Origin of the sequence: Paenibacillus sp. IITD108, from assembly GCF_036541265.1 — a bacterium.
Lineage (GTDB): Bacteria > Bacillota > Bacilli > Paenibacillales > Paenibacillaceae > Pristimantibacillus.
Window position 1 is genome coordinate 22,690 of record NZ_JAZHCT010000020.1, and the last position, 23,405, is coordinate 46,094.

The window sequence follows — 23,405 nt, forward strand, 5'->3', positions numbered from 1 at the left end:
GGTGATAGAAATTAATGTTCAGCTTAAATCTTTGAGGAGAATTATACATGAGCGGTAAATTAGAACGAATGACATTTCAGGAACGGCTTGATCAATTTGTTGGTACAATTCGTACGGAAATTGTCGGCGGTATGCGTAAGGCGGGTACTTATTTGCCATCAGAGAGCGCTCTCTCCAAACAATTTCAATTAAGCAACAAGTCAGTCCGCAAAGGGCTGGAACAGCTTGTGGCAGAAGGGTTGATTGTTAAGATCGACCGGGTTGGCAGTATGGTGACTGAAGCCTCGCATCAAATGATTACCCTTCATTTCGGCTACAACACGACCCTGACCGAAGATTTTCTGCTAAACGAATTGCTTGCTGAGTTTCAACGTCTTCATCCATATATTTATGTACGTCTTATTCCGCTGCAAAACTTTGAGCATGTCCAAACGGCCAGAGAGATGATTTCAGGTGGCTTGCTTGACGTCATTTCCTTTAACAGCGCACAGTTTCAAGATATGGTTGAAAGCGGTATTGTTCCGCTGCTCGAGCCTTTAAAGGAGGATGAAGGGCTATATCCCATCGCTGCTGAAGCATTTCAATACGACGGGCAGTTGTATGCCCGGCCGATTTCTTTTTCGCCGGTTGTGCTTTGCTATAACAAAGAACATTTTGCAAAGGCGGGAGTGCCGGAGCCGGACAGCTATTGGACGTGGGATGATCTTATTGCGGCAGCTGCACGAATCTCCGAAGTGCGGGGCAAGCATTCGATTTATTTCGTGCCGGCTTCGGAAAACCGCTACCCGGTATTTTTACTTCAGGGTGGTATGGAAACGGTCATGGATGAGAACGGACGGAGTCGAATCAGTGATAAACTGGCCGAAAGCTTACGATTTTATAGCGAGCTCGTAAACAACCATGAGATATTTCCGAAATACTTCGCTGGCAGGGACGATGACGAGACGATTCAGTTGTTTGCCCAGGAGCGGGTTTCGATCATCATGACAACGTATTTTAATATGAATGCCTTCAAGCATTCGCCGCTATCCTATGATATTTGTCCGATACCGGGAATACGCCGCGGTGATCCTCAAAAATCGCTGCTTATCACGATTGGAGCCGCCGTCATTCACAATTCCCGGGAGAAGGAAGCGGCTCGTACATTTGTAGATTTTCTCGCATCGGAAGATGCACAGCGCATCATTAGGGAGAAAACCGTGAGCATACCAGCGAGGGGACCTTCGGCGCAATTGCCGTCGGATATGGAATTGAATCGCCCTTCGCGGAATTTGATGTATCGGGAGCTGCTTCCGTCTTTCAAGTATCATAAAGAGCTTGGATTAACGATTCGTTCGCTGAATTCATTCAGTAAAAGCTTGAAGGCGTATTGGTCGGGAATGATTGATGAAGCGATGCTGCAAGAAAGGCTTGAGCATCTTTTGACTGGAAAAACTGATGTACCTGTTAGAAGTGACAGCGGGGCGCATATCATCAACTGATGTACCACTGATTAATAATTTATCAAAATAATCCCTTGGTTCCTTTTAAAACAATTGGAGCTGAGGGATTTTTTATGGAAATAATACAAAAAAGAGTGAAAATAAGCTATTTTAATTGTTGACAACGCTTACATTAGCTGACTATAATAAAAACCATCAGACATACATCTGATTTACGTGACATAAAATTAAATTAAAAAGTAAATTAGAAGGGAATCAAAAGGGGGCGTCTGCCAGTATCGGAACGATTAAAGAGGTAGTTACGAAGGTGATAGGGGATATCATTACTTTAATAATGGAGGTAAGACTATTGAAAAAAGTAAATAAGTTTGGCGTTGTTCTTATTGTTCTTACACTTATGGCCTCACTAGCACTATCTGCCTGTTCCAAAAATACATCAGAGAAAACACCTGAGTCTGGTGGTAACAGTTCCAAGCCTGCAGCTGAAGCAACAGACAGCCCAAAATCTGAAAAAAGGGATGCGGGCAACGGGCTGATGATGCCGATCGCAGACAAAGTAATCAACCTTTCTCTTTGGGCGCCAAGTGGCGGTAACTTTAAGGGAAAAGATTTCAATGATAAATTTTCATTTCAGAAAATGGAAGAAAACACTGGTGTCCATATCAATTTCCAACATGCGACCGAAGCCAGTGAGGAGGCATTCAGTTTGCTGATGTCTTCAGGCAAGCTGCCAGATATGATTTATACATCCATGTGGGATAAGGAAGCGTCCAAATACGGTTCAAAAGGAGCTCTTCTCCCGCTTGAAAAGCTGATTGAAGAGAAGGCACCTAATATTAAAAAGATCTTAGAGGAAAACCCGGATATTAGAGGGCTAATCACTTCGCCGGATGGCCATATTTATTACTTGCCGAACCTGATGCTGGATTCCAGATATTTAACGCAAATGTTCCCGCAAATTCGCCAAGACTGGCTGGAAAAGGTCGGCTTGCCTATGCCGGAGACTACTGACGACTGGTATAACGTTTTGAAAGCGTTTAGGGAAAATGACCCGAACAACAATGGGAAGGCAGATGAAATTCCTCTCGTTACGGTTAACTTGAACAATATCATGTTCCTGTTCGCGCCAGCATTCGGCGTTGACTACGAATTCTTTGTTGAGAACGGTATGGTAAAATACGGCCCATACGATCCAAGATTCAAGGATGTAGTTGAATATTTGAACAAATTGTATAACGAAAAATTGCTCGATCCGAACTACCTGGTCGATACTACCTTTAAAACATTGACGGAGAAAGTGACGACTGACGTGGCTGGCGCCTGGTTCGGGTGGGCCGGTTCTTATATGGGCAACTTTACTCAATTGATGGAGGGCAAGCATCCGACGTTCTCCATCGCACCGGTGCTGCCGCCTAAAGGACCGAACGGCGATCAACGTCATGTGTCGTTCCGCTGGCCGGCGGGACCACAAGGTATAGCTGTTTCATCGCAAACGAAAAATGCAGACGAAATTATCCAATGGCTTGATTATCAGTATTCCGAAGAAGGTATAACGTTGAACAATTTTGGTGTAGAAGGCAAATCATATGACATCGTGGACGGGCAGCCGAAATTCAAGAAGGAAGTTACTCATCCGGAGAACGGTGTGTCCAATACAGAAGAGCTTCTCAACCATACAGTGGGCGGAGGCAGCTGGGCAACGGTTGAAGATCCGCGCTATTCACAGCAAATACGTGAGGCGAGCGGGCAGATGGACAATCCGGCAGAATTATTCGGTCCATACAATAATTTCGACTATAAAATGCCGCCTCTTCAGTTGCTGCCAGAAGAGAATGATATCGTCGTTCCGATTATGGCGGACGTCACTACTTACGTAACTGAAACGATCAATGCGTTCATTATGGGGAAAAAGCCGATTTCAGACTACGACAAATTCATTGAGCAGCTGAAAAACATGAAATTCGATTTGGTGCTTGAGCAGTATCAAAAAGCTTACGACCGTTTCAAAGGAAAATAATTACGACGGCCGCGGCAGATATTCCCCGAACCCTTTTGGTTCGGGGAGGTCTTCCCGAAAGGAGATTATTTAATGAGGACGCCTGCAAATACAGCTCGATCTCAACAGGTGAAGGCGGCGAACAGAAAGTCGTCCAGTGCGCTGAAGCGGATTATGGCGAACAAATATTTATATATGATGCTGGCTCCCGTAATCGCATACTTCCTCCTGTTCGAATACAAGCCGATGTACGGAGCTATTATCGCCTTCAAAAACTTCAATCCCTACCAGGGCATATGGGATAGTCCTTGGGTGGGGTTTAAACATTTTAATCACTTTTTCGATAGCTATTATTTTTGGAGACTGCTCAAGAACACTGTATTAATCAGTGTGTATTCCTTGCTCATCATTTTTCCGGCATCGATCATCTTTGCTTTGATGCTGAATGAAGTGCGAAGCAAATGGTATAAAACAATCGCGCAAACGATGTCGTACTTACCGCATTTTATATCCCTTATCGTGATCTGCGGCATGATTATTGATTTTACAAGCCCGAATGGCATAATTAACCGTTTGATTATGGGGCTTGGGCTTGTGCAAGAGCCGGTCAACTTCCTTATCTTGCCGGAATGGTTTCGCTCCCTCTATATCGGCTCCGGCTTATGGCAGAGCATTGGTTGGAACTCCATTATTTATCTGGCTGCTTTGGCAGGCATTAGCCCAAGTCTTTATGAAGCGGCGGTTGTCGATGGGGCAGGGCGTTGGAGGCAGCTGTGGAATATAACGATACCAAGCATTTTACCGACGATTCTCATCCTGCTTATTCTGAATATCGGTTCGTTGATGAGCGTAGGCTGGGACAAAATCATTTTGCTCTACAATTCTGCCACATACGAAACAGCTGACGTTATCTCCACCTTCGTATACCGGCGAGGAATTATGGAAGCGGATTACAGCTTCTCCGCGGCCGTGGGCCTTTTCAATTCGGCGATCAACTTTACACTTCTTATTATCGCCAACCGAATCAGCAGAAAAACGACAGAAAGCAGCTTATGGTAAGGGGTGAATCAAGTGGTCGCCAAACCGACTATCGGGGAGAGAATATTCGACGTCTTTAATATATTGTTTCTTGCTTGTTGTTCTTTTGTTTTCTTGTATCCGGTATGGTATGTCATCGTATCATCCTTCAGTGATGCACATGCCATTGCCGCAGGCAAGGTAACATTTATTCCGATCGATTTCAATTTAAGGGCATATCAGCTCGTTTTTTCTGACAGTATGATACTGGACGCCTATGGCAATACCTTGTTTTATGTTGTTGCCGGCACATTAATTAATTTGATTTTGACGACATTGGGTGCTTATCCGCTATCCAGACCAAATTTGCAAGGAAAACGATTCATTATGGCATTCATCGTCTTTACTATGTTTTTTAGCGGTGGACTGATTCCGGGCTACCTGAACATTCGCGATCTTGGTCTGTACGATACGGTCTGGGCGCTGCTGCTCCCTGGCGCGGTGAGTGCATTCAACCTGATTGTAATGCGCACATTTTTCCAGAACACGATACCGGAAAGTCTGGTTGAGTCAGGCAAGATTGATGGAGCCCATGATTTCCGCATCTTGTGGTCGCTTGTGCTGCCGCTATCTATGCCCGTTATTGCTGTTATGACGCTGTTTTATGCTGTATCTCACTGGAACAGCTGGTTTACGGCAATGATTTATTTGCAAGATCGGACCTTGTATCCGCTGCAATTGATTTTGAGAGAAATATTGATTCAATCCACTGCGCAGAATTTAACATCATCAGTTGCTCAAGATGAGCTCAGCCGGGTAAGTGAGGCGATCAAATACGCTACTATTGTCGTGGCTACTGTTCCGATTCTGATCGTATATCCGTTTCTGCAAAAATATTTTGTCAAAGGCGTTATGATTGGTGCAGTCAAAGAATAAAGGTCAGCGAGAATAAACTGTAGGAAGTGATAGTGAAAATGAAAGCAGTCGTCACTTTAGATGGACAAATTCAAATTGCTGATGTCCCGGCGCCGCGGCTTGATGACCATTCTATTCTGGTACAAACGGAGTATTCTGCTATTAGTCCAGGTACTGAACTTATGATGCAGGGCATCACCCGTACCTCGCCCGTTATTCTCGGTTACAGTGCAGCGGGTATCGTCCAGCAGATCGGGAAAGAGGTTAGTCATATCAAGGTCGGCCAGCGTGTTGCTTGTTATGGGGCGCCGTATGTGAAGCATGCGGAATCACTGGCCGTTCCCAGAAACTTGGCGGTTCCTGTACCTGATTGCGTATCTGCGGCTGAAGCTTCGACGGTTGGTCTTGGGGCGATTGCTGTTCATGCGCTGCGTCAGGCAGGATTGCAGTTTGGTGAAAGTGTTGTTATTGCTGGCCTCGGTATACTGGGACAAATGATTGCTCAAATTGCCGCAGCAGCCAGCTATCAAGTAACTGCCTTCGATATTATGGAGGAGCGGTGTGCGGCAGCGGAACAGCTTGGCTTAGAAGGCGTCTGCCGTTCAGCCGAGGAGGTGGGCGAGAGAATTGCGAACTATACGAACCGGGTTGGTGCAGATTGCGTAATCCTGTGTGCCGGAGGCAAGCAGAGCAATCTGGTCGATCAGGCGCTGCATTGGATTCGGGATCGCGGCAAAGTCGTCATCGTAGGCGATTTGAAGATGGATTTCTCACGGGATTTAATGTTCGCCAAGGAGGCGGAGCTGCTTATTTCAAGAGCTGGGGGTCCCGGGCGGTATGATTTTACTTATGAAAGAGGCGGAATCGATTATCCTATCGGTTATGTGCGCTGGACGGAAGGGAAGAATATGGCTGAATACATGCGTCTCATTGCTGGGGGGCATATCAGGATCAAGCCGCTTATTTCGAAAATTTGGCCATTTCGCCAAGCGGAGCATGCTTATGACTATTACCGCGCGAATCTGAAAGATACACTTGGCATCGTACTGGACTATGGCATTCCTGCCAGTTTGGAAAAGGAGCTGGGTTAATTGAGTGTGCGTTATATCGGAGAACCGATTGAAGCTGTTTGCGTCTGGGCGGCAGCTTACGGTGGGGAACGCGGGCAAGAGAGGATCTATGCGGTCTCATCCAGCAAGCCGTGTGTTTTGCTTGTTATTGATCCTCATCGCGGTGTTTGTCTGGAGCGGTGGCTGCTTGACGGCGCAAGCCATAGCTGGGGTGTAGTTGCAACCGCCAGCGGCGTCTATATAACAGGCGACGGCAATCTATACCGTTATGTGCCAGAGCTGGGCGTAGCATGTCTGGGCACGATAATAAGCGGCGAATACTATACGTGGAGAATGGCGGCTGACTGCGATGGCAACGTGTATGGCGGCTGCTATCCCGGCGGAAAGGCATTTCAATATAATCCTGTTACGGGACAATTCCGCGATTACGGAGCGGTGGTTGAAGGTGAACAATACGTGCGCTGTATGAAGGCTTGGGGCGGCAAGCTGTATATGGGCATTGGCACCCGCAGACCCTATCTAATCGAGATGGATACTATAACCGGGAAGAAGAGGGAGATTCCTCTTCCGCCGGCGGCGGCCGAAGAGCAGCTCGTGTACGATCTGGATATCGTTTATCCAAAGGTGATTATCCGGCTTACACCCTTCAACAATTTACATGTTTATGATTTGGAGGAGCAAGCATGGGGCGATTGCATTGAAGGTTCGTCAGGGCTCGCTGTATCGCCCCCTGATGCTCGCGGCCGTATCTATTTCGTCAAAGACGGCTATCTTCATTCCTATCATCCGGATACACGCTGTCTTGAGCGGACAACAGTTCCGTTATCGGAGCCGGCCGCAGATTTCGGCTGGATCGAAAGAGACGACCCGCTTTGGCCGGGCGCTACTCTCATTTGTATAAACCGGGACGGAAGCTTTTATATGTACCATCCGGATACGGAACAGATGGTGACAGTAGATCCCAAACCGGCGGGACTTCCCGTGGCGATTCAATCGCTTGCTCAGGGGCCTGACGGCAGCATTTATGCCGGCGGTTATTTTGCTGGCGGGCTTGCCATTTATAATCCTGATACCGAGCATTTGCGCATGTTCCGGCAAATCGGGCAAATAGAGAATATGATCGCCTATCAAGGCAAGCAGTATATGGGTGTTTATCCGAAAGCGAACATCTTTTGTTATGATCCCTCCATGCCTTGGGATAAAGGCAGCAACCCGGAGCTGCTGTTTTCACTGAGCCCGCACCGCCAAGATCGTCCGTTTGCGTTCACTGCAGCCGGCGACCGGCTAGCCATCGGAACGGTTCCCGATTATGGACGCCTGGGAGGCGCATTAACCTTATATGACCTGAAGGGCGGGCAATATGCAGTCTATCCAAATGTGATTGACCGGCAAAGCATCGTATCTCTTGCTTATCGCGATGGAATTATTTACGCCGGCAGCTCAATCTGGGGCGGGTTGGGTATAGCGCCAGAGCAGAACGAGGCTGTTCTGATGCTGTGGGATGTCCGCCAGGCAGCAGTTCTGTGGCAGGGCGTTCCAATTACAGGAGAAAAGGCAGTTTCTGCATTAACCTTTGATGACAATGGAATGTTATGGGGATTAACCGCAGGCAGTTTGTTTCAGTTCGACCCCATGAAGCGTGAGGTATGCCGTATGATTCGCCTGTTCCCCTTCGATTGGGGAAGCATTGGTCATTATTGGCGCGGAGGTTATTTACGATACCGGGGCGATGGAAAGCTGATCGGCTCCACGTTGCAGAAATTGTTCACGTACGATATCGCGAATGATCGACTGGATATATTGGATTCCGATGCTTTATTTCTGGCGGAAGACGGGAACGGGGATATTTATTTTGCCCGGGATACGAAGCTGTATAAATACGAATAATGCTAGAATCGTCCTTAAGTCTACAATAGACTAAGGGCGATTTTTTTTAGCGCGCCATTATGCTGGTCAGTCGTTCCGCTATTTTGCATAAAGTGCTCGATTTGAGGGGGAAGATTGACAGACGTTCCGTTATTCATTAAAAAGACGCTGAAAAACCTCATGTTAAAGGTGAATAACGGAACGAGTGACCGCAAAATTGTAAAAAAGATGAAAAAGTCAATGGCTGGTCAGATGGCCCGTTTTCAATTTACGGATTTACAAGCAGCGGATCCACTCCCTGGAGAGTTTGAAACCATTATACCGGATACATGGGAAACTGCTTTTAAACTGGATTTCAAGGAGTACTCTACTTTGTATCAGGTCAATCAAAAAATTAATATGTATGGTTATGAAGCTGTTTTAAAATCGATCTCTGTCTCACCGATTTCAATATCATTAAAGGTAGAGAGTGAAACATTTAAAGAAATTAACGAAGCCGCCGGCGAGTTTGTAGAGGTTGGAGAAAATGAACATTTAGATAACTACCCGGTTACAATTAAGTATAAGGATGGATCATCGGAAACGACTACAATTTTTAACGGCATGCATTCAATCGAGTATGGGACTGGCCATATGTTAACGATCAAAACGTTTGAAAATGTGATCAATGATAAAGAATTCGCATCTATCGTCTTTTTTGATAAAGAGATTCCGATTCATAACTGAATGTATAGGATGTTGCCTTCTTTCACGACTAGGCAGGATTCTTTGGCAGTCACTTTGAATAATAGAATAGATAATAACTTTAAGAAGCGTTCTTTAAAACAATCAAACTTTTGGGGGTACATCCATTTGGCAAAAAAATCATTTAACGAGAAACTGCATGACAGCAAAAATATGCCGGAGATTATTGAGGTTGCCGACATGAAAGCCATTGCAAGGTATGGCGGCACAAAGATGCTGATTGCTCCCCCTCTAGCCTATGACGAAATTATGAGAAGGGTGCCGGAAGGGCAGGTATTGACCTCGGTAGATATCCGGGATTATTTGGCGAGGAAACATGAAGCGGATTATACGTGTCCTCTTACTGCGGGTATCTTCATGAATATCGCTGCAAAAGCGTCCGAAGAGCGCGGGACGGATGAAACGCCTTACTGGAGAAGCTTGAAAAAAGACGGCGAGCTTAGTGAGAAATATCCTGGCGGAATCGATGGGCAGAAGCTGCGTCTGGAGGCAGAAGGCCATAACGTTATCCAAAAGGGCAAGCGGTACTTTGTAAAAGATTATTCGGAAAAGCGATTTGTTCTTGAATAATCTTTACAATACTTTTTCGAGATATTGACAGTTGCTGCTTGGAAACCATATACTAGGTTAAATTTAATATGTTAAATGCAAAGATTGGGACCATTAAGGATTACCTATCGTTCAGAGAGCTGTCGTTTCGGTGCGAGACAGCGGGTAGCTTCCCCAACTCACCCATAAGCGGTAAGACTGAAATGTAGTAGGTCTTAACGGTTGACCTCCGTAATTAGGTCTAAAGATAATTCGTTCGTTTATCCAAATCAACGGGTTAATAAGAGTGGTACCGCGAAGGATAACCTATCGCCTCTTTGTAGGCGATAGGTTTTTTTTAATTATAAGGAGCCGTTATCCTTGGTTTTACACTAAAATAATAAACAATTGAGGAGGAGTAATCAGATGGAAAATATTATCGACTATTATTCAAAGTTCGACGAGTGGGGAAGACTGGACAGGGAGCCGCTGGAGTTCCTCATTAATTGGCATTACATCCAGCAATATTTGCCTCAACAGGGTCATGTATTCGATAATGGCGCAGGTCCCGGAAAATATGCAATGGAAATAGCGAAACAAGGATATCAAGTTACCCTTTCTGATTTAACTCCTCGATTAGTTGAAGTGGCCAAGGAGAAGGCTAGTGAACTGGGCTTAACCGAACAATTTAACGGTTTTCATGTGCTGAATGCCACAAATTTAGAAGGATTACCGGATGAAGCATTTGATGCCTCGCTTATGTTAGGGCCATTATATCATTTGCAAGAGGAAGCGCAGCGGATTCGTGCGGTTAAAGAATTGTGTCGCGTTACAAAGCAAGAAGGCATTATTTTTGCAGCATTTCAAACTAGGATGAAAATGACCATTACTTCTCTGCAATATCCACAGCACTGGAAGCCAAATGATAATATGGATGCAATCCATGAGTTTCGCAATACGGGTAATTTTAATCACGCGGATGCTGGGCGGTTTACAGGCGCTTATTATTTTAACATTAATGATATTAAGCCTTTCATGGAGAAACATGGTTTCGAGACGATTGATTTAATTGGTTCTTCTAGTATTGGCGGATTAATAAATAATGAACAAAGACAGTATTGGGAAGAAAAAGGCGAGTCTCAGATGATGTTGAATTTACTCATTGAATTAGCTAAGGACCCGTCGATTTTGGGCATCTCATCTCATTTGTTGTATATCGGAAGAAGGAAATAGTAAAGAAGACTATATAATGGAGTGATCATTATGAGTAAAGCAAAAGGCGGTACAGGCAGAGGCACAGGGAAAAAGGGCTGGAATAGATGGCAGGCAGCCGAGAATAGAGCGAAAAATTCGCCAAAACCTTATAAAAGTAAAGGTACGAAGAAGCCGGATGGCACAGATCCAATTGGTAGTCAAAAACCGGCTAGATCCGGAAGCAAAGGAAACTAGCATATTGTAAAGTCGTGTAGTAAATAAGGGGGTATTCCATAAGTCATTAATAATGATTGCGGGGTAGTCCCTTATTTCATTTTTTGAGGAATATTTGTTAGTATAGAATGTGAACTAATATAGTTGTGTAAATTGGAGTGTGCCTCTTGATCTCATTAAACAAATTAATCAAAATATGTATTGTAGTGCTCCTAATGCTAGGTATTATTTATTTGGGAACGCTTGTTGATTTTATTTTTAAGCCAATCATTTCATTGTTCAGTATTGTTATGATTCCGTTGATGCTAGCCTCATTTTTCTATTATTTATTACGCCCACTTGTGAACTGGATGGAGCGGAAGAAATTAAATAGAACGTTGGCTGTACTTATTATTTATTTAGCCGCAGCTATTATTTGCAGCATTTTTATTATTGGAGTTTACCCATCTTTGCGAACTCAGTTTCTCAGCTTTATCAATAGCGTGCCTCAATTGCTAGATACATTGAATAAGCAGTTGCAGAGTTTGGAACAGAACAAATTTATATCTGATATTTTTCCTGATGATATCAATCCGTTATCTAATTTGACTGATTATTTGAAACAAGGATTTTCAGTTGTTTCTTCATATTTAGCAGGAGTGTTTTCATTCCTTTCGGATTTTGCGCTCGTTCTATTTACCTTCCCTATTATTCTTTTTTACATGTTAAAGGAAGGCAATAAATTTGGTGATAAAATTGTTAGCTTTATGCCCAAAAGATTTCATGAGGACGGCAAGAAAGTCGTTCAAGATATCGATTCATCGTTTAGTGGATTCATTGTAGGGAGAGTTGTTGTCAATCTTGCACTCGGCGTTTTAATGTATTTGGGATTCCTAATTATTGGATTGCCTTACGCTCTATTACTTACAGTGGTAGCTGTCATTATGAACTTTGTCCCTTTTATTGGAGCTATTTTGTCCGCTATACCGATTGTGATCATTGGCTTGATTGAATCTCCCTCAGTTGCCATTTGGTCGTTAGTTGTTATTTTGGCTGCACAGCAGATTCAGGATAATATTATCTCGCCGTGGATTTTTGGGAAACAGTTGGATATCCACCCCCTCACCACCATTTTATTGGTCTTGGTCGGCAATGACGTATTTGGCATCGTAGGTGTAATTATCATCATACCTGTATATATGATGATCAAAATTGTAGTTGTAAAGCTATACGATCTCTTCTTTAAGCAGAAGTGGGAGGAGGCTTGAGGAATTATCCATTGAGCGTTTGACTTCGCAGTAATACCGGGATGGGCGAAAAGTGCAATTGAAGCCGTTCGCAAGCAGGGCAGCAAAGGCGATAAATCTGATTTCAAGTAGTCGATTGAAATCAAGATTGTCGCCTTTTGTTATTCGCCCCATCTAAGGCAGTTGTCGAATTTATCTATAACCCCAGTAGGGTCGATACTGCGCCGTATAAGGCATTTGATAGTGTTGAATGTATGGATGCTGGTATTGCATATGCTGTGTAGAAGGGTTTTGATCGCAGCTTGCATAAGGACCGATATACGTGGTTGGTTGAACCGGTGCAATAGCTTCTTTCCATTTATTTTCATCCATGCAGTAGGTATGTGCCATAATATTTGCAGGGGTAAAATACAAAATGTCCGAGCCCAAAACCACCTCAGGGGTAGGCGCATTAAAAATAGCAAGCAGATGAGTGTTATCAGCAGTAGCTATTTCATAATGCCACCAGCCTTGGGGTACATTAGCCACTTGGCCTGGGGTAATAGAATAACTCATAATTTTTTTCGTAAAAGGGTTCAGCATGGATACCGTTGCCGCCCCAGAAATACAATAAACAAGCTCAGCAGCATTTTGGTGATAGTGCGGCTCTACAATATTGTTGGTGCTAAGAAATATATCCAGCAGCGAAACATTATCTAATGTATTTAATTGTTCAACACCTAAAACATTAATGTAGTTTTGGTTATCTTTTTTGAACAAGGGGCTTGTATTTAAGTCGAAAGCGTATTGGGTTGATGGAGATGTGTAATCAAGATACAAAGTCATAAATGAATTCTCCTCTTTGCATAGGAACGTTTATAGGCATTTATATGCATGTATAAGTCGTTTGGTGTTCTCGGCAAGGGGAATCAAGCTAGTTAAAATCGTATATTAGAGGTGATTAAATGAAATTCTACATCATTACAGGCACATCGAGAGGAATTGGGGAAGCGCTAGCCACACAATTACTAAGTGAATCACATCATATATTTTGCATTTCAAGAACAATTAATCAAGAGCTAATTGATCTAGCTACTGAAAAAAATAATAAATTGAGCTACCTCCCGTTCGATTTAAATCATTTAAATAGAATAGAGCAGCTATTTGAAGAGATTTTTAAAACTATAAAACATCAGTCATCCCAAGTTGAGGCAATTTATTTGATAAATAATGCTGGAATGCTATCTCCGGTCGCACCAATTGAGCGCAATCATGCAGATCTCATTATTGAAAATGTACAAATTAATTTACTGGCTCCAATGATTATGACCTCCAATTTTATAAAGCGTACGCAAGAGATGAACATCGACAAACGCATCATGAATATATCATCAGCCTCAGCAAAATATTTACTGCCATCGCAAAGCTGTTACAGTACATCAAAGGCAGGTTTGGATTCATTCTCCAAGAGTGTGAAGTTAGAACAAGTGAACAAGGCATACCCTGTTCGGATTGTTTCTGTATACCCTGGAATGATAGATACACAGATGCAAGCAGAGATTCGTTCCACGGACAGTGATCATTTCCCGCATGTAGAACAATTTATTCAGATCGCGAAAGAAGGAAAGCTGCAAACACCTGAATATACAGCAAAAAAATTAATTGATATTTTACTAGATCAACAGTTTGGTCAAACCGCACTTATTGAAGAGCTGCAGTAAGAAATAATGCGTAAAAGAGGCACCATGAGCAATATACTGAATAAATACAGCTATTGGTTCATGATGCCTATTTGCTTTGTTGCTATTTAGTTTATAAGGCTCTCAACGATATCGGAACATAACGAATACGAAGTCGCTGGCATCGAACCTTTTTTGTTTAACGATACAAGTTCTTGACCAGAGCTGAGGACAAGAACTCGCATTGTTTTCCAAAATAGAAAAGAACGTGGTTACTTAGCGTATTAGGTGAGTTTTTTAGACATTTCTCTGAGTACGCTTATACATCTTCAAGGTGACTAACCAGCTAACGATAATGATTCCCGAAAAAAGAAAAAGCATATTACTATACAAATAAGTGCGTGGTTCCGTTAATGTAGGTAACAGCCCGATATCTAGTAAACGTACAGATATTAGTCCACTGACAATCGCAATACCTGCTCCCTCTGATAAAAAGCTTGTAAAATTAAGCAAGCTCATGCCAGCACCAGCTTCATTTTGTTTCAAACTGCCTGACACCATTGTAGATATAACTGTTTTTGTAAATGAAAGCCCTCCAAAAACAAAAACTAATATAATCGTCATGAGCCAAGGTGTCTCTTCCACAAAAAAGGCAGCGACAATAAAGCTGATAGAAAGAAATGCAGCCCCCATGGTTAGTACATACGAAGAACCTTTCTTATCAACAAGTATTCCTCCAATGTAACCAAATATGATGACACTCATTGTTCCGGGAAAAATAATTCCAATTCCAATTGCTGCAGTACTAAATTGATAAACATCTTTCATCATATAAGGGACCATGGAGATAAATCCTGCTACAGTACCGAATATAAGTCCTCCACAAATGATTCCAATCATAAATGAAATGTTTTTACCCAGCGCAGGATCTACAAAAGGATCTGCTGCTTTCCTAATATGTTTTACAAATATCAGGAAAGATAAAATACTAATGACAAGAAAAGATATGCTATACGATGTTGAAAACAGCATAAAAAATACAATGCCAGCTGACATGAAAATAATACCTGCAATATCAAAGTGAGCTCTTTTTCCTTCTTCCTTTTCCAACAGTTTTGTAAGAAATGGTACAGTGATAATGGTTACAGTTGGAATTAGCAGCAAGTACGACCAATGGAAATAATGGGCAACTGCTCCGCCGATAACTGGTCCAACGCCTTCTCCCATAGCAATTATCGATCCAATGAGACCAAATGCTCTACCCCTGTTTTCTTTTGGAATATAGCGGGCAACAACAACCATCACGAGTGCTGGAAATGCAGCTGCACCAATCCCTTGAATAAACCGTGCCAGAATAAGTATGGGAAAGAAAGAGTGTCCTACAAACCCAATTATCGATCCAAGGCCATTTACCATAATCCCGAATAGGAGCAGCTTTTTAATGCCCATATGATCTGACAACTTTCCATATACAGCTGTTCCAACGGAAAAGGATAACATAAAAGCTGTGTTCACCCAGTTTGTACTTGCGGGCAGTTTATCAAAATCATTGGCGATATCAGGTAATGAGACGTTCAAAACCATTTCATTTAGTACACTGAAAAAAGATAGAACACAAAGCCAAATTAAAATTTGGTTGTGCCGCAAAGTTGATTGTGAATAAGATGTATTCACAAATTACCCTCCAATTATGAAGGTAACGTAGTTTATAGGGTCATTGATACGCTTCCCTCTTTTAATTGTACCCTGTTAAAAGTAATGCACTTCATCACTAACTCCTCCTAAATATGATTAATTTAGTTTAACATTTTATACCATGTTCTCTAAGGAATAAAACCGTTATGATTCACCCGTAGCGTCATTACTTAGGGTTTTCAATATTTTTATAGTGTGCTATAATTACTTTCATCAAATCATCCTATGTTTGGAGGTTTATATAATGCTTCAAAAAATTAGAAATCTATCCCTTGTGGATCAAGTCATTATACAAATTGAATCATTGATCGAATCGGGAAAATGGCCAGTAGGAAAGAAAATTCCGCCGGAGCCTGATTTGGTCCAAGATTTGGAGGTAAGCCGCAATACATTGCGTGAAGGAATTAGAGCATTATGTCATGCCGGAGTATTGTCGACCAAGCAGGGTGATGGCACTTATGTTATTTCGAACAGCACTTTGGGGGCTGCTATTCAACGACGTGTTCAAAAATCCAGCTTGCTAGAAACACTGGAAGTAAGAAATGCTCTCGAACAAGAGGCTGCCAAGCTGTCGGCTGCAAGAAGAACAAATGATGATGTGGAAAAAATGCAATTTTATCTGGATGCGTGTAACTCGTTCAGCTCAAGCGGGGATTTAGAAAAATATGTGGATGCAGATTTCAAGCTGCATCAGGCTATAGTGGAATCGACAGGCAACCGGATATTAATTGATTTATACACACATATTACAGAAGCTATTCAGCATTCGATTAAAGTGATACTAATAGAACAATTTGCTGCAGGTCTGCCGAAAAATATGCACGGACAGCTAATAAATGCAATTATTTCGCAGGATACAGAGTTGGCGGCCAAAATTGTAGATCAGTCCATAAATGAAATTAAACGTGTAATAGAGATGGAGGAAGTGTAAATGGAGCTCGAACAACAGAAATCCAACTCAAAAATGAAGGGCTCGCAAGCTGCAGGTGTTTTGCTGATTTTGGGAGTGATATTAATTGCAGCGAATTTACGTGCTCCTTTAACTTCCGTTGGACCTTTAATAGGAATAATAAGAGATGATTTGGGTATATCGAATACATTAATAGGATTAATTACGACTCTTCCTTTAATTGCCTTTGCTGTGCTGTCGCCGCTTGCGCCGAGAATGGCCCGCAGATTCGGAATGTCCTCTGTTTTATTTGGATCGCTGCTTCTGCTCGTCATCGGAATTGCAATTCGTTCAGCATGGAGTATCGGCGCATTGATGATCGGTACGGTCATTTTAGGTCTTGCTATATCGATCTGCAATGTATTGATGCCAAGTCTGATTAAAGAAAAGTATCCTTTGAAAATAGGAATAATGATCGGCGTATATTCGGTTGCCATGAATCTTAGCGGCGCTATTGCATCTGGCATCAGTGCTCCGCTTGCCAATCAAGCAGGATTTGGCTGGAAGGGAGCTCTTGGTCTATGGGGTCTTTTAGCTTTTGTTGCTCTTCTTTTTTGGATTCCCCAGCTAAGACGGCAGCCGCAAAAATTGCAGACAGCCGGGCATAACAATAAGCGCACAAATTTATGGAAGTCCTCATTAGCCTGGCAGGTGACTATATTTATGGGCCTGCAATCCATGCTGTTTTATGTTGTAGTTTCTTGGCTTCCGGATATGCTTAAAATACAAGGAATAAGTACGGATTTCGCAGGCTGGCTGCTGTCTATTATGCAGCTCGCATTACTTCCAGTTACCTTTATCGTGCCGATATTGGCTGGGCGAATGAAAAATCAAATTCCGCTTATGCTCCTGACGTCTCTTTTTTTCCTCATTGGCATTGGGGGATTGCTTTCTGGAAATGATATGGTTCTTTTGTGGGTCATTTTAATAGGGATTGGCTCAGGCTGCTCATTTAGTCTTGCGATGATTTTATTTGGTCTGCGAACTAGAAATGCACAAGACGCCGCCGAGTTATCTGGGATGGCTCAATCAGTAGGTTATCTTTTGGCTGCATTAGGACCTATATTATTCGGTTATTTGCACGATTTGACTAATGGATGGAATGTACCGCTTATCGCATTGCTTGTCATAGTCATTTTTATGCTGATTACAGGTGTTGCAGCAGGCCGTAATCGATTGATCGGAGTAGAAAACGCATAAGCATATGTTCTAAGATTTAGGAGAGGTTCTGCCTTCTGAGGAAGCAGACGATTTTATAGCATTAGAAATGGCGATGACAGGGTGATTATCCCTGCATCGCCAGTAATTGGTGAGTTACTTTGTAATTCTATGTTTTTTCAAGATCGCTTCTACTTGCTCTTCCAAACTATTGTCATGCGCAATTTTCTCCCGTCCATCATTGTCGCGAATAACATAATAAATGTCTTTGTCTGGAGCTTTTTTTAGAAAGAGAACATACTGCTGCTTGGCTTGTAGTTCATCAAAATGTCCTAACTTTACAATTCTCTTGCCTGCCTCATCGTCAACCATCGCGGTACGCTCCGAAATCGTAATCGTGTCCCCACTTTTGATTCCCGTTGCATTTTTGTAAACTGCCTCAATTTTGAAGTTCACGAAGCTCTTCAAAAACTCAATATCACGTGGAGTATCGGTCCGGTCTCCTGGATCTTTCGGGAAGTACCTGATGTCAGACTTTCGATCCCCAATATCTTCTTGAGGAACACCCAATACGACAAGATCAGCAAATTCACCCATTTCTTCCTTTTCAACTGTATATGCAATATTAGCTTCAATCACAAATGATTTCATACTTCCAGTAGATTCCTCAGCAGGTGCTTCTTGTACAGGTTCACGACCTACGACCCCAGTGGTCCCTCTATCCCCACTAGCATAAATGTATGTCCCAACAGCTAAGAGAGATGCTACACCAATACCAATAAACCATTTTTTCATTGTATATACCCTCCATTCTTTTAATAATTAAGGTCCCCACTTCGCAATAATCTCATTTTTATCATAGGTAGAAGGACCAATGCTCTGTATTCCTTGATGCATTACCGAAGAAACTGTTGTTCCCGATGGATGCGCCATCGACAAACTATGGCCAACTTCATGTGTGGCGTTCGAAACTCTTTGGTTATAGTTCATATCACAATCCTCCATACCATTATGGTAGATGGTAACTGTGCTGTATAACCAAAGATCAGAAAGACCTGCCTGCATAATAGTACCACCCGCTGATTTCCATGGTGTCAGTTGGCCCAGATAACAGTATCCTGGTTCACTATCTGCAACACCAACATAATATTTATCAGGATAGTTATTTTCATTGCTCTGGGTTGTAATATCTACTTTGCTGGACGTCGCATTCCAATTCGCTCGAGCAGCATCGAAATGTGGAGTGTAACCATAACTAGAAACGGAGTTTGTATAGTAGGCTTTAAATTTTGCACCGCCTCTGCCACCGGAGTAAGTTGTTGCCATTGCACTTTGAAGCGTCAAAATAAGAGCTACCACTATAAAAATAGAACCGAATATTAATTTATGCTTGTTTGTCTTCATAAGAAATTAACCTCCCACCATAAAATAAAGTTGGACATTCCTGTTCAAATTTGTATAACGTTCTCATGGTGTATTGGTACTTCCTCTAAATAATTAACAACACCTTCCATGCCAAAAATGTTTCAGTTTTAGGCTCTGCCCCCCTTTCTTTGGATTAGGACAAGTATCTTCTGGGTGTTGGTGTAGACACATTATCTATATCGTCCTACTATATATACTGTAAAAATTATCAAATTGTTGCAATATTTAAAATATTTATAAAATTTATGAGAGTGCTAATGCCTATTATTAGAAACTGATTTTGGGCTATGCCTATGCTGGCGGGCTTTTTTCAGTGGGTACGACGACGGCAGCATGCGGCCGAACACTCTCATTTCTCGCAATGAAATGGCTATGATGATCACTAAAGCGCTGTAAGTATCTTTAAAGGACATGGTGAAGTATTCAACGATTGGAAGAATGAGTAAAGAAGCGATTCAGGAACCTCTATTATTCAAGAGGTGGAAGAATATGGTCAGGCAATTGCCTTGTCACGTAAAAGCAGCCGATACGTGATCCGCTTCCATTCTACAACCATATGTTCTATGATTATAGAAGAGAAAGTCTTTAGTGGAGGTGCTTATATGTTTTTGCGCAGCCTTGAAATTTTCAATAAAACGGGCTCCAACGATTACCCATTTAGCATTCCAGCTTTAAAAAATATGACATCTCTTGCCTTTAAGACGAATGTTACGTTCTTTGTTGGCGAAAACGGCTCAGGCAAGTCAACTATTCTTGAAGCTATCGCTTATCAATGCGGATTTAATACGGCAGGAGGCAGTAGACATAATCAATATGAGGTGGATGCTTCTCATTCTATATTGGGAGAATATATGCGGCTTTCTTGGTTGCCCAAAATTACTAACGGTTTTTTTATGAGAGCTGAAACCTTTTATCAATTTGCCTCTCATGTGGACTCTTTGCCACCTGGGGAAAGCTTACATTATTACGGTGGACGATCCTTGCATAAGCAGTCGCATGGTGAAGCTTTTCTTTCACTTTTCAATCATCGTTTTGGAAATAGAGCAATTTATTTGCTGGACGAGCCCGAAGCGGCTTTATCGCCAGCCAGACAGTTGGCATTATTGCGGATTATTAAGGATTTGGAGGATGAAGCACAGTTTATTATTGCTACGCACTCTCCGATATTGCTCGGCTATCCAAATGCGCAAATATTGAATTTTGACGCGCAGCACGTACAGGAAATTAAATATGAGGAAACCTTGCATTATATTGTAACCAGACGTTTTCTTGAAAATAGGGAAAAGGTATTGGAAGAGCTGTTTAATGATTAGTAAAGAGACTTTGTTCAGAATTCGTTTCTGAATGAGGTCTCTTTTTATAATAGGACGGCGGAGCCGTTTATTTGTTTCCAATGTTGCGGTCATTGATGACCGTTAGCGCTTATTTTCGCCAACTTCCACTTTCTAGCGGACAGAAATGTCCGTTAGCGGGAAAAAAGCTAGAGAATTCGACGAAATTTTCTTCTAATGGTCATAAGTGTCCGCATATGCAACAAAAAGATTGTTTTTTGGTTCTAACGGTCATTTATGACCGCAATGCAAAATAGCGGTGCATCGTTTGTTCTTTACATATGATGACGCAAGTTAGGTTACCGACAGGTGTTTTTATTTTGCGACTGACTGCCTTGTCTGCCTTCTTGACCTTTCACTTTCGCAATCTTGCTATCTTAATTCGGGATTAATACTTACGTTAGGTTATGAGTTATAGTAACGATATGAAGATTAGTTTGCTTGTTGGGAGGGTATCAAATGGAGTCATACCGGGGCACCGTTAATACGAAATGGTTTGACTATGGGCAAACAGAAATTGATTACTTGAGCAGCGCGGATGAGACGCTGGGAGAAGCGATGCGGCGGATGGGCAAAATAGAGCGCGTCGTCATGCCAGATTTATTCACGGCAATCGTATACGCGATTGTGGGCCAGCTTATTTCGGTTAAGGCTGTGGATACGATATGGGAGAGAATGCAGGCCAGATTAGGTGAAATTACACCGAGCAATATCCTAAGGAAAAATGAAGCAGATATCCAAGCATGCGGTATGACGATGAAAAAGGCTATTTATATTAAAAATATCGCCCAAACTGTTGCTCACGACGGTTTTCAGCTAGAAGAGCTGCATGAATTGCCGGATGAAGAAGTCATTAAGAAGCTTACGGCTTTAAGCGGGGTTGGTAAATGGACAGCCGAGATGCTATTGATGAACGGGATGGAGCGGCCGGATGTTGTCAGCTGGGGAGATATCGCAATTCGGAGAGGTATGATGAAGCTGTATGGCCTAAGCACTCTTGATAAAGAACAGTTTGAATATTACCGACAGAAATATTCGCCTTACGGATCGGTCGCTTCTATTTATTTGTGGGCGATTTCGTTTGAAACGTAAGCTCCAGAGATACAATTTGAGTCCATTTTCCCAAAAACACCCATACAAGCAGGTCATAAGACCACTGCACATCTATAGCGTTAATATTTATAATAAAGAAAAGTTAACCTCGTTAATACTGCCCGAAGGAGAATTTTATGAATATTACGGAGGCTTTTGCTGATGAGCAGTTTAAAGCATATGTTTTAGAAAAATTTTGCGGAAATCGTGAATCCATTCAAAAGAGCGATGTAGAACAAGTAGTATCCCTGCAGCTCGCATACCATAAGTTTTCCAGTCTAAAAGGAATTGAGTATTTCACAGCTCTCGAGGAGCTGGATTGCTCCTGTAATCATTTAGCGGAGCTAGATATCAGCAACAATCCGAATCTGAAATTGTTAAATTGTACGCGCAATAAATTAACTGCGTTAAATACGAGTCATAATCTGCAATTGGAATATTTGAGCTGCGGAAATAACGAGCTGACTCATTTGGATGTGTCCAATCATGTGAAGCTAAAAGCTCTGGATTGCGGCTTTAATCGTATTCGGGATTTGGATATCAGCCGCAATGCAAGGCTCACTAAGCTGGAATGCTGCTGGAACCTGATCTCCACTTTGCAGCTTGAACATAATTTGGAATTAGCAGAGCTGAATTGCGGCTATAACGCCATTTTCGATTTGCAATTGAGCCCGAACAAAAAGTTGACCCGTCTCGATTGCGGGAGTAACTATTTGATTAACCTTGACATAAAAGGCTGCACAAACCTGGTCGAATTACGCTGCAATAATAACCATCTTACAGGCTTGGATGTTACCGGCAATCCCGTTCTGGAAAGCTTGCGATGCTTCAACAATCATATTAAAGCTCTGGATATAAGCCGTAATGCGGATTTGGACGAGCTGTACTGCTCTGAAAATAAAATCTCCAAGCTGGACATCACTAACAATCGCAAGCTGGAGCGTCTGGACTATGCTAATAATCTTATCGTTGAGCCGGATTATACGATAAAGGGAGTAGGTACGTTTCAGTATGATGCTTCGCTAACGTACTATCAATTAACTCTCCATTTTAAAGAGCATGAGATTTCTGTAACAGTGGATGTTCCCAGCCAATCAGCGATCAAGCAATTATCTTCAACTATTAAAAAAGCGTGGGACCGCTTGGAAGAATTACAACAAAGAGCACTCGATTTGATTGCCGAAATCCATCCAGACGAGGATGTGTCGGAGCTTACTATGACAGAGCTTCAATTTGCACAAGATGGTACCTTTCAATTAGGCTATGATGCGGGCGATACTCCAGCCGGACATCTGTATATCTATGCAGGATTTAATAAAAAACTTGAGCTGAACAAAAATCTGGTTTATGAAACCTATTAGCATTGAACAGCTTTTGACGTGATGTTTTACAAAGTTGTCCTACAAAGCTGTCCTAATCCGGTTTCTGCGGCATATGCTGTAGAAAGGAGCGTGAGATGGGTGGACAAGACTTTAAAGCAGTATTATCAATTGAAGCAAAAGCAAAAAGAAATAGAGCAGGAGCTGCTGGGACTGCGCAATGAAATTTTGGACTATTGTACGCAGCAAAATGTATCCCAGCTGGAGGCTGGCAGCTACAAGGCCAAGCTCGTTCATCAGGAGCGCAAGGAGTATGATGATAATAAGCTTTATGAGGCACTGCCTGAGCCAAGTGTCTGGCGGCTGCTGTCAAAAGCGGATTCTTCCAAGGTCGCGAGTCTTATTAAGCTGAATGTCATTTCGGAGCAAGCGATTAAAGATACTTACGCCATCAAAAATATTACATTGCTGCAAGTCGATAAAAAATAAATGCCGCTAACTGGGCGTTAAAAACAAAGAAGCATTGCGAGCGGATTAATCTGCTTG

23 protein-coding genes, 1 pseudogene and 1 other annotated feature are annotated in these 23,405 nt (G+C 42.4%); of the genes and pseudogenes, 19 read left to right on the forward strand and 5 right to left on the reverse strand.

Going from position 1 to position 23,405, the window contains the following annotated elements; genetic code table 11:
• Window positions 1-47: 47 nt before the first annotated feature.
• The 11 genes from V1L65_RS17580 to V1L65_RS17630 all read left to right on the forward strand — a co-directional run bounded on the left by V1L65_RS17580 (window position 48) and on the right by V1L65_RS17630 (window position 12,253).
• The gene (locus tag V1L65_RS17580; RefSeq protein WP_331700527.1) at window positions 48-1,481 is read left to right on the forward strand and encodes an extracellular solute-binding protein; all 1,434 of its coding nucleotides are present in this window, start codon (window positions 48-50) and stop codon (window positions 1,479-1,481) included.
• Window positions 1,482-1,791: 310 nt separating this feature from the next.
• Window positions 1,792-3,459 carry an extracellular solute-binding protein gene (locus V1L65_RS17585; RefSeq protein WP_331700528.1) on the forward strand — a complete coding sequence of 556 codons (1,668 nt, stop codon included), beginning with the start codon at window positions 1,792-1,794 and terminating at the stop codon, window positions 3,457-3,459.
• Window positions 3,460-3,531: 72 nt separating this feature from the next.
• Window positions 3,532-4,497, forward strand: a complete 966-nt coding sequence (locus V1L65_RS17590; protein WP_432501655.1) for an ABC transporter permease — start codon at window positions 3,532-3,534, stop codon at window positions 4,495-4,497.
• 12 nt (window positions 4,498-4,509) lie between these two features.
• Complete coding sequence (locus V1L65_RS17595) at window positions 4,510-5,391, forward strand: carbohydrate ABC transporter permease (RefSeq protein WP_331700612.1); 882 nt, start codon at window positions 4,510-4,512, stop codon at window positions 5,389-5,391.
• Window positions 5,392-5,429: 38 nt separating this feature from the next.
• Entirely contained in the window at window positions 5,430-6,461 is a 1,032-nt protein-coding gene (locus V1L65_RS17600; RefSeq protein WP_331700613.1) for a zinc-dependent alcohol dehydrogenase, read from the forward strand.
• Between the two features lie 6 nt (window positions 6,462-6,467).
• Window positions 6,468-8,327, forward strand: coding sequence for a WD40 repeat domain-containing protein (locus V1L65_RS17605; protein WP_331700614.1), 1,860 nt, complete (start codon window positions 6,468-6,470; stop codon window positions 8,325-8,327).
• Window positions 8,328-8,441: 114 nt separating this feature from the next.
• Window positions 8,442-9,032, forward strand: coding sequence for a hypothetical protein (locus tag V1L65_RS17610; RefSeq protein WP_331700529.1), 591 nt, complete (start codon window positions 8,442-8,444; stop codon window positions 9,030-9,032).
• Window positions 9,033-9,158: 126 nt separating this feature from the next.
• Window positions 9,159-9,620 (forward strand): methylated DNA-protein cysteine methyltransferase, encoded by a 462-nt coding sequence (locus tag V1L65_RS17615; RefSeq protein ID WP_331700530.1) that lies wholly within the window; start codon window positions 9,159-9,161, stop codon window positions 9,618-9,620.
• A gap of 71 nt (window positions 9,621-9,691) precedes the next feature.
• Window positions 9,692-9,919 (forward strand) — a binding site (T-box leader).
• An 85-nt stretch (window positions 9,920-10,004) separates the two neighbouring features.
• Window positions 10,005-10,811 (forward strand): class I SAM-dependent methyltransferase, encoded by an 807-nt coding sequence (locus tag V1L65_RS17620; RefSeq protein ID WP_331700531.1) that lies wholly within the window; start codon window positions 10,005-10,007, stop codon window positions 10,809-10,811.
• A gap of 30 nt (window positions 10,812-10,841) precedes the next feature.
• A complete protein-coding gene (locus V1L65_RS17625) occupies window positions 10,842-11,027 on the forward strand; it encodes a DUF3934 family protein (RefSeq protein WP_331700532.1) in 186 nt (61 codons plus the stop codon).
• A gap of 146 nt (window positions 11,028-11,173) precedes the next feature.
• Window positions 11,174-12,253 (forward strand): AI-2E family transporter, encoded by a 1,080-nt coding sequence (locus V1L65_RS17630; protein WP_331700533.1) that lies wholly within the window; start codon window positions 11,174-11,176, stop codon window positions 12,251-12,253.
• Between the two features lie 171 nt (window positions 12,254-12,424).
• On the opposite strand, the gene V1L65_RS17635 is transcribed toward V1L65_RS17630, so the two are convergent.
• Window positions 12,425-13,057, reverse strand: coding sequence for a cupin domain-containing protein (locus V1L65_RS17635; RefSeq protein WP_331700534.1), 633 nt, complete (start codon window positions 13,055-13,057; stop codon window positions 12,425-12,427).
• A gap of 119 nt (window positions 13,058-13,176) precedes the next feature.
• Here V1L65_RS17635 and V1L65_RS17640 point away from each other — a divergent pair, with 119 nt between their 5' ends.
• Entirely contained in the window at window positions 13,177-13,932 is a 756-nt protein-coding gene (locus tag V1L65_RS17640; RefSeq protein WP_331700535.1) for a (S)-benzoin forming benzil reductase, read from the forward strand.
• 255 nt (window positions 13,933-14,187) lie between these two features.
• Here the strand turns inward: V1L65_RS17640 and tet are convergent, their stop codons facing one another.
• Complete coding sequence (gene tet, locus V1L65_RS17645) at window positions 14,188-15,564, reverse strand: Tet(L)/Tet(K)/Tet(45) family tetracycline efflux MFS transporter (protein ID WP_331700536.1); 1,377 nt, start codon at window positions 15,562-15,564, stop codon at window positions 14,188-14,190.
• 32 nt (window positions 15,565-15,596) lie between these two features.
• Window positions 15,597-15,659, reverse strand: a complete 63-nt coding sequence (locus tag V1L65_RS28765; RefSeq protein ID WP_432501841.1) for a tetracycline resistance efflux system leader peptide — start codon at window positions 15,657-15,659, stop codon at window positions 15,597-15,599.
• 167 nt (window positions 15,660-15,826) lie between these two features.
• On the opposite strand from V1L65_RS28765, the gene V1L65_RS17650 reads away from it, so the two are divergent.
• Both V1L65_RS17650 and V1L65_RS17655 read left to right on the forward strand, forming a co-directional pair.
• Window positions 15,827-16,516, forward strand: a complete 690-nt coding sequence (locus V1L65_RS17650) for a FadR/GntR family transcriptional regulator (protein ID WP_432501843.1) — start codon at window positions 15,827-15,829, stop codon at window positions 16,514-16,516.
• On the forward strand, window positions 16,517-17,734 hold the full coding sequence (locus tag V1L65_RS17655; RefSeq protein WP_331700538.1) for a CynX/NimT family MFS transporter: 1,218 nt from the start codon (window positions 16,517-16,519) through the stop codon (window positions 17,732-17,734).
• A 114-nt stretch (window positions 17,735-17,848) separates the two neighbouring features.
• On the opposite strand, the gene V1L65_RS17660 is transcribed toward V1L65_RS17655, so the two are convergent.
• Together V1L65_RS17660 and V1L65_RS17665 are read right to left on the reverse strand one after the other, a co-directional pair.
• Window positions 17,849-18,487, reverse strand: coding sequence for a hypothetical protein (locus V1L65_RS17660; RefSeq protein ID WP_331700539.1), 639 nt, complete (start codon window positions 18,485-18,487; stop codon window positions 17,849-17,851).
• A gap of 27 nt (window positions 18,488-18,514) precedes the next feature.
• Window positions 18,515-19,096 carry a hypothetical protein gene (locus V1L65_RS17665; protein ID WP_331700540.1) on the reverse strand — a complete coding sequence of 194 codons (582 nt, stop codon included), beginning with the start codon at window positions 19,094-19,096 and terminating at the stop codon, window positions 18,515-18,517.
• A 333-nt stretch (window positions 19,097-19,429) separates the two neighbouring features.
• On the opposite strand from V1L65_RS17665, the pseudogene V1L65_RS28770 reads away from it, so the two are divergent.
• From V1L65_RS28770 to V1L65_RS17685, 5 genes and pseudogenes are all read left to right on the forward strand, one after another.
• Window positions 19,430-19,513: pseudogene (locus V1L65_RS28770) on the forward strand (S-layer homology domain-containing protein); the annotation flags it as partial.
• Window positions 19,514-19,719: 206 nt separating this feature from the next.
• Window positions 19,720-20,430 carry an AAA family ATPase gene (locus tag V1L65_RS17670; RefSeq protein ID WP_331700615.1) on the forward strand — a complete coding sequence of 237 codons (711 nt, stop codon included), beginning with the start codon at window positions 19,720-19,722 and terminating at the stop codon, window positions 20,428-20,430.
• A gap of 477 nt (window positions 20,431-20,907) precedes the next feature.
• Window positions 20,908-21,540 (forward strand): DNA-3-methyladenine glycosylase family protein, encoded by a 633-nt coding sequence (locus V1L65_RS17675; protein WP_331700541.1) that lies wholly within the window; start codon window positions 20,908-20,910, stop codon window positions 21,538-21,540.
• 137 nt (window positions 21,541-21,677) lie between these two features.
• Entirely contained in the window at window positions 21,678-22,901 is a 1,224-nt protein-coding gene (locus V1L65_RS17680; RefSeq protein WP_331700542.1) for a leucine-rich repeat domain-containing protein, read from the forward strand.
• Window positions 22,902-23,000: 99 nt separating this feature from the next.
• Complete coding sequence (locus tag V1L65_RS17685) at window positions 23,001-23,348, forward strand: hypothetical protein (protein WP_331700543.1); 348 nt, start codon at window positions 23,001-23,003, stop codon at window positions 23,346-23,348.
• The last annotated feature ends 57 nt before the right edge of the window (window positions 23,349-23,405 follow it).

Coding starts and splice junctions, on each gene's coding strand:
- V1L65_RS17580 (WP_331700527.1), top strand. CDS start 48: ATGAGCGGTAAATTAGAACGAATGACATTTCAGGAACGGCTTGATCAA.
- V1L65_RS17670 (WP_331700615.1), top strand. CDS start 19,720: ATGTTTTTGCGCAGCCTTGAAATTTTCAATAAAACGGGCTCCAACGAT.
- V1L65_RS17635 (WP_331700534.1), bottom strand. CDS start 13,057: ATGACTTTGTATCTTGATTACACATCTCCATCAACCCAATACGCTTTC.
- V1L65_RS17640 (WP_331700535.1), top strand. CDS start 13,177: ATGAAATTCTACATCATTACAGGCACATCGAGAGGAATTGGGGAAGCG.
- V1L65_RS17660 (WP_331700539.1), bottom strand. CDS start 18,487: ATGAAAAAATGGTTTATTGGTATTGGTGTAGCATCTCTCTTAGCTGTT.
- V1L65_RS17625 (WP_331700532.1), top strand. CDS start 10,842: ATGAGTAAAGCAAAAGGCGGTACAGGCAGAGGCACAGGGAAAAAGGGC.
- V1L65_RS17620 (WP_331700531.1), top strand. CDS start 10,005: ATGGAAAATATTATCGACTATTATTCAAAGTTCGACGAGTGGGGAAGA.
- V1L65_RS17675 (WP_331700541.1), top strand. CDS start 20,908: ATGGAGTCATACCGGGGCACCGTTAATACGAAATGGTTTGACTATGGG.
- V1L65_RS17680 (WP_331700542.1), top strand. CDS start 21,678: ATGAATATTACGGAGGCTTTTGCTGATGAGCAGTTTAAAGCATATGTT.
- V1L65_RS17665 (WP_331700540.1), bottom strand. CDS start 19,096: ATGAAGACAAACAAGCATAAATTAATATTCGGTTCTATTTTTATAGTG.
- V1L65_RS17590 (WP_432501655.1), top strand. CDS start 3,532: ATGAGGACGCCTGCAAATACAGCTCGATCTCAACAGGTGAAGGCGGCG.
- V1L65_RS17655 (WP_331700538.1), top strand. CDS start 16,517: ATGGAGCTCGAACAACAGAAATCCAACTCAAAAATGAAGGGCTCGCAA.
- V1L65_RS17600 (WP_331700613.1), top strand. CDS start 5,430: ATGAAAGCAGTCGTCACTTTAGATGGACAAATTCAAATTGCTGATGTC.